This window comes from Arthrobacter sp. StoSoilB13, from assembly GCF_019977255.1.
In the GTDB taxonomy this organism is placed as follows: Bacteria; Actinomycetota; Actinomycetes; order Actinomycetales; family Micrococcaceae; genus Arthrobacter.
The window spans coordinates 843,829-859,924 of the sequence record NZ_AP024647.1; the positions used below are offsets into that span (position 1 = coordinate 843,829).

A 16,096-nucleotide genomic window follows, 5' to 3' on the forward strand; every position below is an offset into this window, starting at 1 on the left:
GTTAATGGCCTTGGCCTGCGTATTTGGTCTCGGTCGCAGCTTTTTGCGGCCGCCACCAGGCTTCGTTGTCCTGGTACCAGCGGACGGTGTCAGCCAGGGCCGGCGTCGAAGTCTGCAAACCGGGGGACCCAGCCAAGTTCCTTTCGAAGCTTGCTGGAATCGATCGCATATCGAAGATCGTGGCCGGGCCTGTCAGTCACCAGATCGTAGGCTTCTGAAGGCTGTCCCATTTGCCGAAGCAGCTTCTCCACGACGTCCCGGTTGGACTGCTCACCATCAGCGCCGATCAGGTACGTTTCACCAATCCGCCCACGCTCCAGGATTGCGGCCACGGCTGCGGAGTGGTCCTCCACATGGATCCAGTCCCGTACATTGTGGCCGTTGCCGTAGAGGCGGGGACGGTTGCCATCCAGGATGTTGGTGATCTGTCGCGGAATGAATTTCTCCACGTGCTGAAAGGGCCCATAGTTGTTGGAGCAGTTGCTGATGGTCGCCTTGAGGCCGAAGGAACGGACCCATGCCCTGACCAGCAGGTCTGAACCGGCTTTGGTTGCCGAGTAGGGGCTCGTGGGCCGATAGACCGAGGACTCGGTGAAACGCTCCGGATCTTCCAGGGCCAAATCCCCATACACCTCATCTGTGGATATGTGGTGGAAGCGGGTACTGTGCTTCCGCGCCGCTTCGATGAGCGTGAATGTACCTACGAGGTTCGTGTCCACGAACGGCCGGGGGTCCTGCAGTGAATTGTCGTTGTGTGATTCGGCAGCAAAATGGACCACGGCGTCAACGGCTGCCGTCATGCGGTCTACCAGCGGGGCATCGCAGATATCGCCCTGGACGAATTCGAAGCGTTCAGGAGGCAGCCCCGCGAGGGACTCGATGTTCCCCGCATAGGTGAGTTTGTCCAGGGCCGTGACATGGAGGCGTGAGTGCTCCATGATGTAGTGGATAAAGTTGCATCCAATGAATCCGGCCCCGCCGGTGACAAGGATTCTCTGCATGGCCATAGCGTAGCCGCCAATTGCGGCTATGTGCAGCGGGAAGGGACAGCTAATATGCGCGGCATCGTTCTTGCAGGCGGCACGGGCTCCCGGCTACACCCAATAACGCTTGGAATCAGCAAGCAATTAGTCCCCGTATTCGACAAACCCATGATTTATTATCCGCTGTGCACGCTGATGCTTGCCGGCATTCGGGACATTCTGGTGATTACTACGCCCACGGATGCGCCACAGTTCGAGAACTTACTGGGCGACGGTTCCCAATTCGGCATAAACCTCACATATGAACAACAACCCACCCCTGATGGATTGGCCCAGGCATTCATCCTGGGGGAGCGGCACATTGGCAGCGGCAAAGTAGCGCTCATCCTGGGAGACAACATCTTCAACGGTCCCGGGATGGGTAACCAATTCCGCAAGTACGCGGACGTTGAAGGAGGCGCGATTTTCGGTTACTGGGTCAAGGATCCGAGTGCTTACGGCGTGGTGGAATTCGACGACGACGGGCTGGCCGTTTCCATCGAAGAAAAGCCAACGTCCCCAAAGAGCAACTACGCGGTCCCGGGCCTGTACTTCTACGACAACGACGTCGTCGCCATGGCAAAGGACCTCAAACCCTCGCCTCGAGGGGAACTGGAGATCACGGATATCAACCGGCAATACATGGAGCTCGGCAGGCTCCACGTGCAAAAATTTCCGCGCGGGACTGCCTGGCTGGATACGGGAACCTTCAGCGACCTCAACGACGCGTCAAACTATGTCCGCACCACCGAGAACCGGCAAGGCCTGAAGATTGGAGCGCCGGAGGAAGTGGCCTGGCGGATGGGATACCTGAACGACGACGAACTCCGCCAGCAGGCTTCCAAGCTCGCCAAGAGCGGCTACGGCAGTTACCTGCTGGATATCCTCGACCGCCAATAAGCCGCAACACTACGTCGCAGAAACGTCTTCCAAAGCGCGCGAGATCTCGGCCGGGAGAACCGTCAACTGGGCATCCAGCAATTCCTTGAGCTGGACGGCGTTCCGGGCTCCCACGATCGCCGTGGCAACGCCGGGACGCGAAAGCAACCAACTCAGGGATACGTCCAGGGGTGATCGTCCCAAACCCCGCGCGGCCATGGCGACGGCCTCCACCACCCGTGATGCCTTCGGTTCAAGGTATGTCTCAACGTACGCAGCAAGCCTGCTCTGCGCAGCCCGGGAATCAGCAGGAATCTGGCCCCGGTACTTTCCGCTCAAGACACCACGGCCCAAGGGAGCCCAGGCCATCAGGCCGAGCCCGGCATCCTCCACGGCAGGAATGAGCTCTTCCTCCGGCTTTCGCTGCACCAGGGAATATTCGGATTGGTTGGCTACCAGCGTGAAACCAGCGACTGCCGCCGCTTTGGCTGTCTGCCACCCGTTGTAGTTGGAAATTCCCACGTAGCGGGCACGTCCCGTCCTCTGCGCGAGCTCCAACGCTGACAGAGTCTCGTCCAAGGGAACATTTGGGTCCCACTCATGAACGAACCAGATATCGAGGTAATCGGTTCCAAGCCTTGCCAGGCTGGCGTCCAACGCCGACAACAGGGCACCCCGCGATGCATTGATGCTGCGCCTGGATTCCGACGACGAGACGCCGGCTTTGGTGGATATCACGACTTCGGAACGAGCCACGACATCGCCCAACATGGAGCCCAACATCGCCTCAGCCTGGCCTTGTGCATACGATGCAGCGGTGTCGATGACGGTGCCGCCTGCGTCCACGAAGGCGTGGAGCAACTCGGCAGCGTCCTGCTCATCCGTCTCCTGCGCCCAGGACATTGTTCCGAGGGACAAAGAGGAGACACGGAACCCGCTGTTCCCGACATAACGCTGCTGCATGCTGATAGCTTACGGGGAGTTCCCAGTCTTCATGACGTAGGGTCTATTCACGTGAACTGGATAGAAGCAGCCTTGCTGGGCCTGGTGCAGGGCCTCACCGAATTCCTCCCGATCTCCTCAAGCGCACACCTGCGGATCGTGGGCTCATTCCTTCCGAATGCGGCCGATCCCGGAGCCGCCTTCACGGCCATCACCCAACTGGGTACGGAGACGGCAGTCATCGTCTATTTCTGGCGCGACATCGTGCGGATCATTGGGGCCTGGTTCAGGTCCCTGAGCGGAAAAGTCCCACGGAATGATCCGGACGCCCGAATGGGATGGCTGGTGATCCTGGGCAGCCTTCCCATCATCGTGCTCGGGTTGTTGTTCCAGGACCAGATCGAGTCTGTCCTGCGGAGCATGTGGATAGTCGCCACCATGCTCATTGTCTTTGGCATGATCCTGGCGGTTGCCGACGCCGTCGGCCGCCAGGAACGGGATCTCACGGAGCTCAGCTACAAGCACGGCATCCTGTACGGTTTTGCCCAGGCAATGGCCCTTATTCCCGGCGTATCGCGGTCCGGCGGAACCATCACTGCCGGTTTGCTGATGGGGTACACGCGTGAAGCTGCGGCCCGCTACTCGTTCCTCCTCGCCATTCCAGCGGTTTTCGGCAGCGGCCTGTACCAGCTCTACAAAACAGTTTCCAAGGAGGGCCTGGCCGGTCCCTACGGCCTCCCGGAAACGGCGCTGGCCACAGTCATCGCTTTCGTAGTGGGCTACGTGATCATTGGTTGGTTCCTTAAGTTCGTCTCCACACGCAGTTACAGGCTCTTTGTCTGGTACCGCATTCTTCTGGGCCTGGCCTTGTATGTCCTGCTCGGTTTCAATGTGATCAGCGCCTAGCACTAAGGTTGAGTCGTGAAATCGTGGACTTCCCGCCCTGTTCCTGAGCTGCCCGGCAGTATGCCCCAACTACGCCTCTTCGACACCGCCCTCGGCCGCGTCGTGGAGATTGAGCCGCAGCCGGAACAATCGATGTACGTCTGCGGTATTACGCCCTACGACGCCACCCATATGGGACACGCCGCAAGCTACGTGGCCTTCGACCTCCTCAACCGGGCCTGGCGCGATGCCGGGATCCCGGTGGCCTACGTTCAGAACGTTACGGACATCGATGACCCGCTGCTTGAGCGCGCCACCGCCACCGGCGTGGACTGGCGTCAACTGGCGCAGAGCCAGATTGAACTGTTCCACACGGATATGGACGCCCTCAACGTCCTTGCTCCAAACCACTACATCGGCGCGGTCGAAGCCATTCCGGATATTGTGCCCGCCATCGAGCGGCTTATTGCCGACGGCGTCGCCTACCGCGTACAAGGCACAGACGGCGAACCCGACGGCGATGTCTACTACGACGTCGAAATGGCCGGCAAACGATCCGACGCCACGGATGCATGGACCCTGGGCGATGTTTCAGGCCTCGGCGAAGCGGAAATGCTTTCCCTCTTTGCAGAGCGTGGGGGCGATCCGGACAGGGCAGGCAAACGCCAGGCGCTCGATCCCTTGCTCTGGCGCGTAGCACGTGAAGGCGAACCCAGCTGGCCGGGGGCCACCCTGGGCGACGGCCGTCCCGGATGGCACATCGAGTGTACGGTTATCGCGCAGAAATACCTGCCCGCACCATTCACAGTGCAGGGTGGCGGCTCGGATCTCATCTTCCCCCACCACGAAATGGGAGCCGGACACGCGTACTCGCTGGCAGGCGTTCCGCTCGCCAAGCATTATGCCCACGCCGGCATGGTGGGCCTTGACGGGGAAAAGATGAGCAAGTCCAAGGGCAACCTGGTGCTTGTCTCCAAGCTCCGCGCCGCTGGAGAAGAACCAGCCGCAATCCGCCTTGCAATCCTCGCCCACCACTACCGCTCGGACTGGTCGTGGACTGAGGCGGACTTTGCGGCAGCAAAGGATCGGCTGGCCCGATGGCGCAATGCCCGTGACGTTGCCCCCGCCGGTTCGGCCGCAACACTCGTTGAGGCCATGCGCCTGGAATTGGCCAATGACCTCAACGCTCCCGGGGCCATTGCCGCCGTCGATCGCTGGGCTGACGAAGCATTGCGGCAGAACGCACCAATGTCCGGGATTGACGCCGCCCTTATGGGCGATGCCGTAGACGCCCTGCTCGGGGTGGAGCTTTAAGGCTGGTCCTGCTTTAGGGCCGGTCCTGCGTTAGGGCCGGTCCTTTCCGCGTCGCTTGAGGTAGCGCTCGAATTCGCGTGCAATAGATTCGCCCGATGCTTCCGGGAGGTCCGCGGTGTCCTTGGCTTCCTCCAGCTGCCGCACGTAGGCGGCAATCTCAGGATCTTCAGTGGCGAGCTCATCGACGCCCCGTTCCCAAGCCTCTGACTCTTCTGCCAGTGCCTGGCTGTCCAAGGGAACCTGGAGCAGGTCTTCGATCTTGTGAAGGATGGCCAGCTGGGCTTTGGGCGATGGTGGTTGTGCGACGTAGTGGGGGACGGCTGCCCACAGGGAAACGGTTGGCAGCCCGGCCAGCATGGCGAACTCGGCCAGGACGCCAACAATTCCCACGGGTCCCTCGTATTGGGAGGCTTCCAGATTCAGCCGTTCCCGCAGCGAACTGTCTTCCGTGGTGGTGCTTACCGGAATTGGCCGGCTGTGGGGAACATCGGCCAGCAGCGCACCGACAAGGATGACCGAGTCCACCTTCAGTGCTTCCGCATGGACCAGGAGTTCTGTGGTGTATGCCCGCCAACGGTACGAAGGTTCGGTGCCAAGAACAAAAACCACGTCCACATTGCTGTCCGGAACTGACGCTTTGTAGATCCGCGTTGAGGGCCACTTGACCTTCCGCGCACCCGAGGACGTGCGGCGCACGGTGGGCCGGGTGAACTGGAAGTCGTAGTACTCCTCGGCGTCTACCGTGGCAACCTTCTTGCCGTCCCAGACTTTGTTCAAGTAGTGCAGCGCATCGCTGGCGGCCTCACCGGCGTCGTTCCAGCCTTCAAACGCGGCGATCATTACGGTGACGCGTTGGCCTTCCGCGGGTTCCTTAAGGAAACGCTCGGGCTCCGCGGTGATGTCCTGTCCTTCGGGGGTCCCGTCCACACTGTTCATCCACTCACCCTACGTCCAAGACCCTTGTGGATGCATGGCATTTCACGCCGGAGCGTGTCCTGTATTCGCCCACAGCGCAAGCCCGGCCGGAAGCGCCCCGCGTTCCACGTAGACTTGAAACCATGCCTTCGTCATCCGTTCAGCCCCTCATCAAAGCCGTGCTCTGGGATATGGATGGCACCCTTGTGGACACTGAGCCTTACTGGATCGCCGCCGAGCGCGCACTCGTGGAGGCGCACGGTGGGACATGGTCGCACCAGCAGGCCATGCAGTTGGTGGGTCAGTCCCTGCTGCACTCTGCCGCGGTGCTGCAAGCCGCAGGAGTCCGCCTTGAAGCCCGGGAAATCGTGGATACCCTCAGCGCACAGGTGATCATGCACGTCCGCAATGAAGTTCCGTGGCGCCCGGGAGCACGCGAACTGCTGGACGAATTGCACCAGGCAGGCGTCCGTTGCGCCCTGGTCACCATGTCCGAGGGCCCACTGGCCGGCGTTATCGTCGAAAGCCTTGCCAAGCCCTACTTCGAATTCCTGGTAACGGGAGACACCGTCACCAACGGCAAACCCCATCCGGAGGCCTACCTCACGGCTGTGGAACGGCTCCGCCTCGATGACCCGTCGCTGACCATCGATCACTGTGTTGCGTTGGAAGATTCCATTCCGGGCGCTACGGCTGCCCTGGCATCGGGCGTACTGACAGTGGGCATTCCCCACCAGGTTCCTTTGCCCGAGTATCCGGGCATGGTCATGTGGGAGACCCTGGTGGGCCGGACCGCAGCGGACGTCAGCCAGCTGATTGCCGACCGCGTCGCACAGCGAAACCTGTTTGAAGGGGCAAACTAGGTGAGCAGCTCCTCCACGCCCCATCATGCTGCCATCAAAAAGGACGGCATTCCATTGGGGAAAATCGCGGGAATCCGTGTGTATCTCGCTTACTCGTGGTTCGTTATCGCCGGCTTCACGATCATCGTCTATGGGCCCGCCCTGCTGGTGCGCATGCCCAACCTGGGCATTTGGGCCTACTTTGTTGCCCTCGGTTATGCCTTGCTGCTCGCGCTCTCCGTCCTGGTCCACGAGCTTGCCCATGCGCTCAGTGCCAAAGCGTTCAACTGGCCAACGGAAAAGATTGTCCTGAACCTGTGGGGCGGGCACACCCAGTTCGAGAGCTTCACCGCGTCCCCTGGACGCTCTGTCATCGTCGCCCTTGCCGGACCGGTGTCGAACTTTATCCTGGCCGGCGGCATGTGGGCTGTCCTAAGTTCAGGCGTCCTCGGTGGCGTCGCGGAAATCCTGGCAAACATCCTGATGTGGGCCAACCTGCTTATTGGCATCTTCAACGTTCTTCCCGGTTTGCCATTGGATGGCGGCCGGTTGGTGGAGTCGGCGGTATGGAAGGCCACGGGCAGCCAGGACAAGGGGACCATAGCCGCAGGATGGTCAGGCCGCGTCATCGTCGCCGCACTTGTCATCTGGTTCATCGGGGTGCCGCTCCTCAGCGGAGCACCCCTGGACATCAGCCTCATGCTTATCACCGTCCTCGTCTGTGGCTTCCTGTGGATGGGCGCATCGAGCTCAATCAACCACGCAAAGCTCCGCAGCCGCCTTTACCTCGTGAGCGCGGCGGGGCTCGCGGAGCCGGCAGTGGGCCTGCCGAACGCGGCCAGTGTGGCAGACGTCCTGGCGGTATCCCCGGCCGGGAGTCCCGCCGTCGTGATTTGCGGACCCGACGGAAAACCGCAGGGAGTGGTGGATCCGGGGGCAGCTGCCGCGGTCCCTCCCGAGGCGGTAGCGACGACGCCGGTCACCGCCGTAGCGCACGCCCTCGCGGCCGGCGCCTACGTCCCGGAATGGTCCAAGGGCCAGGAGCTGATCCAGTATCTGGCGCGGCTGGAAGGCGGCGAATACGCTGTGGTGGACCACAACGGAACCGTGACCGGGTTGCTCCGCCAGCAGGCAGTAGTGACAGCGATTACAGGTAAAGAAGCCCGGGGCAGCGGGCGCGCCTAACGCCCTTGCCGGTAGAGTTACGATCCGGTCCATAAAACAAACAAAACAAACCATCCTTTTCGGCGCCCATACGGCAGCAACACATGGCGGCGCAACCGCCCAGGAGCGAGGAACACCACATGAGCAGCGAAACCGCCGCGGCTGAGACAAGCGCAGGCACTGTCACGGGCGCGGACACAGGCACCGATAAGCCAGCCACTGACTCTGCCACGCAACCAACCGGGGCAGCCCGCCGCCGTGGGCCGTTCCGCGTGGGCGAGCGGGTGCAGCTCACCGATGAGCGTGGCCGGATGAACACCATCACGCTTGAGGTGGGGGGAGCTTTTCATACCCACCGCGGTTTCCTGAACCACGATGAAATCATCGGCAAGGTTGATGGTTCGGTAGTCAGTAACAATATCGGGCAGCAGTACCAAACGCTGCGTCCCTTGCTTTCGGACTTCGTCCTGTCCATGCCTCGTGGCGCTGCGGTCGTCTATCCGAAGGACGCGGGCCAGATTGTCACGATGGCCGATATCTTCCCGGGTGCCCGGGTTGTTGAAGCCGGCGTGGGCTCCGGCGCGCTTTCGATTTCCCTGCTCCGTGCAGTCGGTGACGGCGGCTATCTCCATTCCTTTGAGCGCCGCGAAGAATTCGCCGATATCGCCCGGGGGAACGTCGAGACGATTTTCGGTGGCCCGCACCCCGCTTGGCAGATCTCCCTTGGTGACTTCCAGGAAGAAGTGGTCCGTGCCGAGGCGCCCGGCTCCGTAGATCGCGTAGTGCTGGACATGCTTGCTCCCTGGGAGTGCCTTGACGCCGTGGCAACGGTCCTGGCCCCAGGTGGCGTCTGGATCAATTACGTCGCAACGGTGACACAGCTTTCCCGCACCGCCGAGGCCATCAGGGCCGACGGACGTTTCACTGAACCTGATGCCTGGGAATCCATGGTGCGCGGCTGGCACCTTGAAGGACTCGCAGTACGCCCGGACCACCGCATGGTGGCCCATACGGGATTCCTCCTGGTCACGAGGCGGCTCGCCGACGGCGTCACTGGAATCTCCGTCAAGCGGCGCCCGTCCAAGACCGAATTCAGCGAGGAAGACCTGAACGCATGGACTCCGGGAGCGGTAGGGGAGCGTGCCGTTTCGGACAAGAAACTCCGTCGTGCCGCACGTGACGCCATCGCCGGAACCAATGTCCAGGACGACCCCCCGGTCACAAACTGAAAAGGTCACAATAGGGTCCGCATTCCGGATGTCACCAAGCACCCTGAGCTTTTCGGGACTAAGGTCTTGTTAAGCGCAGGAAGGGGCTGATGAATCGTGGATACGTCGAACAACAACGACATTGGACGGCCGACGCCGGAGGAAGCTAACGCCGCTGCTGAAGAGGCAGCAAACCGGAGGCTTGCCGCCATCCAGCCGCCCGACCCATCCAGTGAATTGACCGTGGCCGAACGCCAGATCAACATCCTTCGGGACAAGCTTCGCCACATCGACCGCCAGCTTGCCGCCGCCACCCAGAACAACAGCAAGCTCGTCAGCATGCTAGAAACGGCGAAGGGCGAGATCCTTCGTTTGAAGGGTGCTTTGGAGCAGGAAGGGCAGCCGCCTTACAGCTTCGGAACGGTGGTACAGATCAACCCCCGCAGGCAGCCGGGGCCCGGGATCTTCCGGGCAGGCGGCAACGGAGGAATCCGTGGACATTTTCAATGCCGGCCGCAAGATGCGTGTTGGCATCAGCCCGCTGGTAAATGTCAACCAACTCGCAGTTGGCCAGGAAGTCCTTTTGAATGAGGCCCTGCTGGTGGTTGCCGGGCTCGGCTACGAACGGGCGGGTGAACTCGTTACGCTCAAGGAGATGCTGGGCAAGGACCGTGCGTTGGTAGTTGGCCGCGCCGACGAGGAACGCGTAGTCCGCCTTTCAGGAGCGTTGCAAAGCGTGCACCTGAAGGTAGGAGATGCGCTGTCGCTGGATTCGCGCACCGGCTATGCGCTGGAAAAAGTCCCGCGCGCTGAGGTGGAGAACCTTGTCCTGGAAGAAGTTCCGGACATCACCTATCAGGATATCGGCGGCCTTGGTCCCCAGATCGAACAGATCCGCGATGCTGTTGAACTCCCGTTCCTGCATCCGGACCTGTACCGGGAACACGGGCTCAAGGCGCCCAAGGGAATCCTTCTCTACGGTCCGCCGGGTTGCGGCAAGACCCTCATCGCCAAGGCCGTGGCCAATTCCCTGGCTGCCCGTGCCGCTGAGCGCGCAGGCAACACGGACCTCAAGAGCTACTTCCTCAACATCAAGGGTCCTGAGCTCCTGGATAAGTACGTTGGCGAGACCGAACGGCACATCCGGCTGATCTTCTCCCGTGCCCGCGAAAAAGCGTCCGATGGCAGCCCCGTGGTGGTTTTCTTCGATGAAATGGATTCGCTGTTCCGTACGCGTGGAACCGGCGTGTCTTCCGACGTCGAAACCACCATCGTCCCGCAGCTGCTTAGCGAGATTGATGGCGTGGAGCGTTTGGACAATGTGATCGTCATTGGTGCCTCAAACCGCGAGGACATGATCGATCCCGCGATCCTCCGGCCGGGCCGCCTTGACGTAAAGGTCAAGATCCAGCGACCCGATGCCGAAGCTGCTGCAGACATCTTTGGCAAGTACATCACCACTGACCTTCCCTTCCATGCACAGGATCTGGCGGAGTATGGCGGAGACGTCCAAGCTACTGTCGACGCCATGATCCAGCGCACCGTGGAGGCAATGTATTCCACCGAGAAGTCGAACGAATACCTTGAAGTCACGTACGCCAACGGTGATACGGAAATGCTCTACTTCAAGGATTTCAACTCAGGCGCCGTGGTTCAGAACGTCGTGGACAGAGCCAAGAAGTACGCGATCAAGGATCTGCTGACCAACCATCAGAAGGGTCTGAGGATCGATCACCTGCTGCGTGCAGTGGTGGACGAATTCCGGGAACACGAGGACATGCCGAACACCACGAACCCTGACGACTGGGCAAGAATCTCAGGGAAGAAGGGCGAACGGATCACGTACATCCGTACGATCGTGCAAGGCAAGGCAGGCCAGGAACCTGGCAAGTCGATCGAGACTACAGCCAACACGGGTCAGTACCTGTGACGGCCAAAACCGAGGGTGTACCCGCGGAAAGGTTGCCTGTAGGCGGCGCCATGCGCGTCATGGGTTCCGAAACCGAGTACGGAATCCATGCGCCATCGGCGCCGGGGGCGAACGCCACCATGATGTCCGCCCGGATCATCCAGGCCTATGCGACGGTCACCCGCCAACGTGCCGCCGGGGGAGCGGAAACGCGGTGGGACTATACGGACGAAGAACCCTTGCACGATGCCCGCGGCTGGACGGTTAACCGGGCAAGTGCCGATCCCAGCCAGCTGACTGACCAGCCGCCAGTGCTCGACGCCGAGGCAGTCGCGTTGGCGTATGGCCGCCAGGAATTGGAACTGGATGGCCAGGACGAATCCGGTTCGCTCCTCATGAACATGGTCCTCGGGAACGGCGCCCGCCTTTACGTGGACCATGCACACCCGGAGTACTCAAGCCCTGAAGTCACCAACCCGCGGGATGCGGTGGCCTGGGACGCTGCCGGCGATCTCGTAGCACTTGCCACGGTGAGGAAAGTAGCGGCAGACACCAGCCTTCCGCCGATCAATCTCTACAAGAACAACACGGACAACAAATCGGTGTCCTACGGCTCGCACGAGAACTACCTCATGCCCCGTTCAGTTCCTTTTGGCGACATCATCCGGGGACTCACACCATTCTTCGTGTCCCGGCAGGTGATTTGTGGGGCCGGGCGTGTGGGGATCGGACAGGACAGTTCCACGGCCGGCTACCAGATCAGCCAACGGGCAGACTTCTTCGAGGCTGAGGTGGGCCTGGAGACCACTATCCGACGCCCCATCATCAACACCCGGGACGAGCCTCACGCGACCGCGGATAAGTACCGGCGGCTTCACGTCATTATCGGCGATGCGAACCTCAGCCAGGTTTCCAACTATCTGAAGTTCGGCACCACGGCCATGGTTCTCAGCCTCATTGAAGCCGGCCAGGCGCCCCGCATCGAAGTCCATGAACCCGTTCAGGCACTGCAGGCCATCAGTCATGACACAACTTTGGCCACTACCGTAAGACTGCTGGATGGACGGCGGGTGACCGCCCTGGATATCCAGTGGATGTACTACGAAGCTGCCGCAAAGCTGGCGCAGGAGACCGGAGTTGCCGATTCCGTCACTGGCGACGGGCACACGCACGGCGTACTTGAACGCTGGGAATCGACGCTGTCACTGCTGGGCAGCGATCCCGCTGCTGCGGCGTCATCCGTGGAATGGATAGCCAAGAAGTCCCTCCTTGAGGGGTATCGGAACCGCGACGGCCTTGGTTGGGACGATGCCCGGCTCGGGTTGGTCGATCTCCAATGGTCCGATATCCGGCCGGAGAAGGGCCTTTACTACCGGATGCTGTCCAGGGACAGGATGATCCGGATCGTCGACGACGCCGACATCGCCAGGGCGGTGGGTGAACCGCCGTCGGACACACGGGCGTATTTCCGCGGACGGTGCGTTTCAAGCTTCGGCAAGGACGTCGTTGGCGCCAGTTGGGACTCGGTCATCTTCGATGTTCCGGGACTTGGGAAACTGCAGCGTGTTCCCACCCGCGAACCACTTCGGGGGACCCGAGCGCTCACAGGAGCCCTCTTTGACCGGCATCAGGAGGCGGGCTCGTTCCTGGCCGAATTGCTGGGCCAAAAACCGCCGCCGCCCAAGGACTGAGGCATTCAGCCACGGGCAAAAATGGTGCCTTGGCAAAGCCGGGCGCAGCAGCCCACGGCGTGGCAATATGGCAGTAGGAAGTCCCCACAACCGGGGGCTGACAGTAGGGAGATGGAAATGGCAGCTCAGGAGCAGCAGCAACCGCAGTCACGGGATACTGAGACTGAAGTAGACGTCCCGGAGGCACCACCGGCAGCACCCGAAGCCCAGGCCTCGGATGCCACCCAGGGTGTGGACGACCTCCTTGACGAAATCGATGGCGTCCTGGAATCCAACGCTGAAGAGTTCGTCAGGGGCCTTCGTCCAAAAGGGCGGCCAGTAAGCGGACCCGGACAAACCATGTACTGCCCGGCTGGCGCGAGGCCACCGGGCATCGGAATGCAGAGTCGAAGGAGTGCAGCAATGCAGGACCCATCAACCGGCCCCCTGGCCACCCAGGCAACGTCTTCATTCACGGAGCACCTTCAACGCTCGCGTCCCGAACTCCTTCCGTTCAACCAAACGTTGCCGGCCGGTACCGTTCCGTCCTCGCCGCACGCGACCACCATCGTCGCCTTGACGTATGCCGGCGGCGTGCTGATGGCGGGGGACCGGCGGGCAACCATGGGAAACGTGATCGCCAGCCGGCACATTGAGAAGGTCTTTCCCGCGGACCAGTATTCGGTCCTGGGTATTGCCGGTACGGCGGGCCTGGCAATCGATATCACGCGGCTCTTCCAGGTGGAACTGGAACACTACGAGAAAATTGAGGGCACGCTTCTTAGCCTCGTGGGCAAGGCGAACCGTTTGGGTGCGATGATCCGCGGCAACTTGCCCATGGCAATGCAGGGAATGGCGGTGATTCCCTTGTTTGCCGGTTTCGACCACGTATCGGGCACCGGACGGCTTTTCTCCTACGACGTCACCGGTGGGCGCTATGAAGAACAGGAACACCACTCCGTGGGTTCCGGTTCAGTTTTTGCACGTGGAGCCCTGAAGAAACTTTGGAAGCCGAACCTTTCGGAAGAACAGGCTGTGGCCGTCGCGGTTGAGGCGCTCTACGACGCCGCGGACGACGACTCCGCAACGGGAGGCCCGGACCCCGTCCGCCAGCTGTGGCCAGTGGTTTACACGGTCAACCGTGCCGGTAATCGCCGGGTACCTGAACGGGACCTGGCGGCGATAGCCGGTGCCATCGTCGAATCCCGTGCCATCGCCGGACGGGAGGCCTGACATGACGCAGCAGTTCTATGTCTCACCCGAACAGCTGATGAAGGACCGTGCGGATTTCGCACGGAAGGGCATTGCCCGCGGACGCTCCGTAGTGGTGATCAGTTGTGCTGATGGCATCGCACTGATCGCTGAGAACCCGTCACCGTCGCTGCACAAAATCGGCGAGATCTACGACAAAATCGCTTTCGCAGCAGTGGGCAAGTACAACGAGTTCGAAAGCCTCAGGCAGGCCGGGGTGCGGTACTCGGATGTCCGTGGCTACTCGTACGACCGCGAAGACGTGACCGCCCGGGGATTGGCAAGCGTCTACGCGCAGAGCCTCGGCGCTGTGTTCACCGCCGAACAAAAGCCGTTCGAAGTGGAACTGGCCGTGGCTGAAGTCGGCCTGGCGCAGGAGCAGGACCACCTGTACCGGCTCACCTTTGATGGCTCGATTGCCGACGAGAACGGCTTCGTGGTGATGGGTGGACTTGCCGACCAGATTTCCGACGTCGTAAGCGGGGCTTGGGAGCCCGAGCTTGGTTTTGCCGGAGCCATGAGATTGGCTTTGCGCGCTTTGGCGACGGACAAGGAAGCCGACGCCCTCCCGGCGACCGCCGTCGAAGCTGCCGTTCTGGACCGCGCTTCGGAGAGTCACCGGGGTTCCCGCCGGGCTTTCCGGCGTCTGCTCCCCGAGGACATGACACAGCTGCTCACAGAGGAGGCTTGAGATGGACAAACGCATATTCGGCATCGAGACGGAGTTTGGGATTTCCTATTCCAGCCCCGACTCACGTCCTTTGGCCCCCGAAGAAGTGGCCCGCTATTTGTTCCGCAAGGTGGTGAGCTGGGGCAGGTCTTCCAACGTCTTCCTGACCAACGGTTCACGCCTGTACCTGGACGTTGGTTCGCACCCGGAATACGCCACCGCGGAATGCGACGACCTCGCGCAACTCATCGCGCACGACCGCGCCGGAGAGCTCATCCTGGACGACCTCGTTGATGAGGCCCAGGGCCCGGCTCGCCGCGGAGGGTTTCAATGGCACGGTGTACCTCTTCAAGAACAACACCGACTCCGCCGGAAACTCCTACGGAAGCCACGAAAATTACCTCATACCGCGTCGGGGAGAGTTCTCAAGATTGGCCGAGATCCTCATCCCGTTCCTGGTGACCCGTCAACTCATCGCGGGAGCAGGCAAAGTCCTGAAGACACCCCATGGTGCAACTTTCGCCTTCTCACAGCGGGCAGACCACATCTGGGAAGGTGTGTCTTCTGCCACCACCAGGTCACGCCCCATTATCAACACCCGTGACGAGCCGCATGCCGATGCCGAGTTCTATCGTCGGCTCCATGTGATCGTGGGTGATTCCAACATGTCCGAAACCTCCGCACTCCTCAAAGTGGGGACGGTGGACCTGATCCTGCGCATGATCGAGGCAGGGGTGATCATGCGGGACATGCGAATGGAGAACCCCATCCGGAGCATCCGGGAAATTTCGCATGACCTCACGGGCAGCGCTTTAGTCCGCCTGGCAAACGGCAGGCAGCTCTCGGCGCTCGATATCCAGCGCGAGTACCTTGCAAAGGTCACAGAGTTCGTGGCCGCGAACGGCGCACATAATGCCCACGTGCCGCTTATTCTCGACTTGTGGGAGCGGACCCTGGACGCCATCGAAAGTGGCGATACCAGCACTATCGACACCGAAGTGGACTGGGCCATCAAGAAGAAGCTGATGGACGGTTACATGCGCCGGCACGACCTCAGCCTGGATTCGCCGCGCATTGCTCAACTGGATCTCACCTACCACGACATTTCACGCCAGCGCGGCCTCTTCTTCCTGCTGCAATCACGGGATGCCGCGCGGCGTTTGGTTCCCGAAACCGAAGTGAAGGACGCTGTTGACACTCCTCCACAGACAACCAGGGCCAAGCTGCGGGGAGACTTCGTCCGGAGGGCGCAGGAGCTCGGACGCGACTACACGGTGGACTGGGTGCACTTGAAGCTCAACGACCGCGCACACCAGACAATCCTCTGCAAGGACCCCTTCCGCAGCGTGGACGACCGCGTTGATGCGCTCCTGGACTCCATGGGCTAACAGCCTTTCTGAGCGTACTCCCAGCTTCACCGGCTAT

11 protein-coding genes and 4 pseudogenes are annotated in these 16,096 nt (G+C 61.4%); 12 read left to right on the forward strand and 3 right to left on the reverse strand.

Going from position 1 to position 16,096, the window contains the following annotated elements; all coding sequences use genetic code 11:
* Position 1: 1 nt before the first annotated feature.
* Positions 2-1,001 (reverse strand): annotated as a pseudogene (gene rfbB, locus LDP01_RS03975) (dTDP-glucose 4,6-dehydratase).
* Positions 1,002-1,055: 54 nt separating this feature from the next.
* On the opposite strand from rfbB, the gene rfbA reads away from it, so the two are divergent.
* A complete protein-coding gene (gene rfbA, locus LDP01_RS03980) occupies positions 1,056-1,922 on the forward strand; it encodes a glucose-1-phosphate thymidylyltransferase RfbA (RefSeq protein ID WP_224090377.1) in 867 nt (288 codons plus the stop codon).
* A gap of 9 nt (positions 1,923-1,931) precedes the next feature.
* Here the strand turns inward: rfbA and LDP01_RS03985 are convergent, their stop codons facing one another.
* Positions 1,932-2,864: an aldo/keto reductase gene (locus LDP01_RS03985; RefSeq protein WP_224090378.1), complete on the reverse strand. Its 933-nt coding sequence runs from the start codon at positions 2,862-2,864 to the stop codon at positions 1,932-1,934.
* A 51-nt stretch (positions 2,865-2,915) separates the two neighbouring features.
* On the opposite strand from LDP01_RS03985, the gene LDP01_RS03990 reads away from it, so the two are divergent.
* Both LDP01_RS03990 and mshC read left to right on the forward strand, forming a co-directional pair.
* On the forward strand, positions 2,916-3,749 hold the full coding sequence (locus tag LDP01_RS03990; protein ID WP_224090379.1) for an undecaprenyl-diphosphate phosphatase: 834 nt from the start codon (positions 2,916-2,918) through the stop codon (positions 3,747-3,749).
* A 15-nt stretch (positions 3,750-3,764) separates the two neighbouring features.
* Positions 3,765-5,042: a cysteine--1-D-myo-inosityl 2-amino-2-deoxy-alpha-D-glucopyranoside ligase gene (gene mshC / locus LDP01_RS03995; protein WP_224090380.1), complete on the forward strand. Its 1,278-nt coding sequence runs from the start codon at positions 3,765-3,767 to the stop codon at positions 5,040-5,042.
* A gap of 30 nt (positions 5,043-5,072) precedes the next feature.
* Here mshC and LDP01_RS04000 read toward each other — a convergent pair whose 3' ends face one another.
* Positions 5,073-5,978 carry a PAC2 family protein gene (locus LDP01_RS04000; RefSeq protein WP_223932802.1) on the reverse strand — a complete coding sequence of 302 codons (906 nt, stop codon included), beginning with the start codon at positions 5,976-5,978 and terminating at the stop codon, positions 5,073-5,075.
* A 122-nt stretch (positions 5,979-6,100) separates the two neighbouring features.
* Between LDP01_RS04000 and LDP01_RS04005 the strand changes: the two genes are divergently transcribed.
* The 9 genes and pseudogenes from LDP01_RS04005 to pafA all read left to right on the forward strand — a co-directional run bounded on the left by LDP01_RS04005 (position 6,101) and on the right by pafA (position 16,059).
* Positions 6,101-6,820 carry an HAD family hydrolase gene (locus LDP01_RS04005; RefSeq protein WP_224090381.1) on the forward strand — a complete coding sequence of 240 codons (720 nt, stop codon included), beginning with the start codon at positions 6,101-6,103 and terminating at the stop codon, positions 6,818-6,820.
* Positions 6,821-7,984 carry a site-2 protease family protein gene (locus LDP01_RS04010; protein ID WP_224090382.1) on the forward strand — a complete coding sequence of 388 codons (1,164 nt, stop codon included), beginning with the start codon at positions 6,821-6,823 and terminating at the stop codon, positions 7,982-7,984. It begins immediately after the preceding gene.
* A gap of 119 nt (positions 7,985-8,103) precedes the next feature.
* Positions 8,104-9,192 (forward strand): tRNA (adenine-N1)-methyltransferase, encoded by a 1,089-nt coding sequence (locus LDP01_RS04015; RefSeq protein WP_224090383.1) that lies wholly within the window; start codon positions 8,104-8,106, stop codon positions 9,190-9,192.
* 96 nt (positions 9,193-9,288) lie between these two features.
* Positions 9,289-11,101 (forward strand): annotated as a pseudogene (gene arc / locus LDP01_RS04020) (proteasome ATPase).
* Positions 11,102-11,151: 50 nt separating this feature from the next.
* Positions 11,152-12,771, forward strand: a complete 1,620-nt coding sequence (gene dop, locus LDP01_RS04025; protein ID WP_224091020.1) for a depupylase/deamidase Dop — start codon at positions 11,152-11,154, stop codon at positions 12,769-12,771.
* 117 nt (positions 12,772-12,888) lie between these two features.
* Positions 12,889-13,093: pseudogene (locus LDP01_RS04030) on the forward strand (ubiquitin-like protein Pup).
* An 80-nt stretch (positions 13,094-13,173) separates the two neighbouring features.
* Positions 13,174-13,983, forward strand: coding sequence for a proteasome subunit beta (prcB, locus tag LDP01_RS04035; RefSeq protein WP_224090384.1), 810 nt, complete (start codon positions 13,174-13,176; stop codon positions 13,981-13,983).
* A 1-nt stretch (position 13,984) separates the two neighbouring features.
* Positions 13,985-14,692, forward strand: coding sequence for a proteasome subunit alpha (gene prcA / locus LDP01_RS04040; protein WP_224090386.1), 708 nt, complete (start codon positions 13,985-13,987; stop codon positions 14,690-14,692).
* Between the two features lies 1 nt (position 14,693).
* A pseudogene (gene pafA, locus LDP01_RS04045) lies at positions 14,694-16,059 on the forward strand (Pup--protein ligase).
* Positions 16,060-16,096 lie beyond the last annotated feature (37 nt).

Bases quoted from the DNA above. Each gene is read 5' to 3' on its own strand.
- LDP01_RS03985 (WP_224090378.1), bottom strand. From the start codon at position 2,864: ATGCAGCAGCGTTATGTCGGGAACAGCGGGTTCCGTGTCTCCTCTTTG.
- dop (WP_224091020.1), top strand. From the start codon at position 11,152: ATGCGCGTCATGGGTTCCGAAACCGAGTACGGAATCCATGCGCCATCG.
- LDP01_RS04015 (WP_224090383.1), top strand. From the start codon at position 8,104: ATGAGCAGCGAAACCGCCGCGGCTGAGACAAGCGCAGGCACTGTCACG.
- LDP01_RS04005 (WP_224090381.1), top strand. From the start codon at position 6,101: ATGCCTTCGTCATCCGTTCAGCCCCTCATCAAAGCCGTGCTCTGGGAT.
- LDP01_RS04000 (WP_223932802.1), bottom strand. From the start codon at position 5,978: ATGAACAGTGTGGACGGGACCCCCGAAGGACAGGACATCACCGCGGAG.
- prcB (WP_224090384.1), top strand. From the start codon at position 13,174: ATGCAGGACCCATCAACCGGCCCCCTGGCCACCCAGGCAACGTCTTCA.
- prcA (WP_224090386.1), top strand. From the start codon at position 13,985: ATGACGCAGCAGTTCTATGTCTCACCCGAACAGCTGATGAAGGACCGT.
- rfbA (WP_224090377.1), top strand. From the start codon at position 1,056: ATGCGCGGCATCGTTCTTGCAGGCGGCACGGGCTCCCGGCTACACCCA.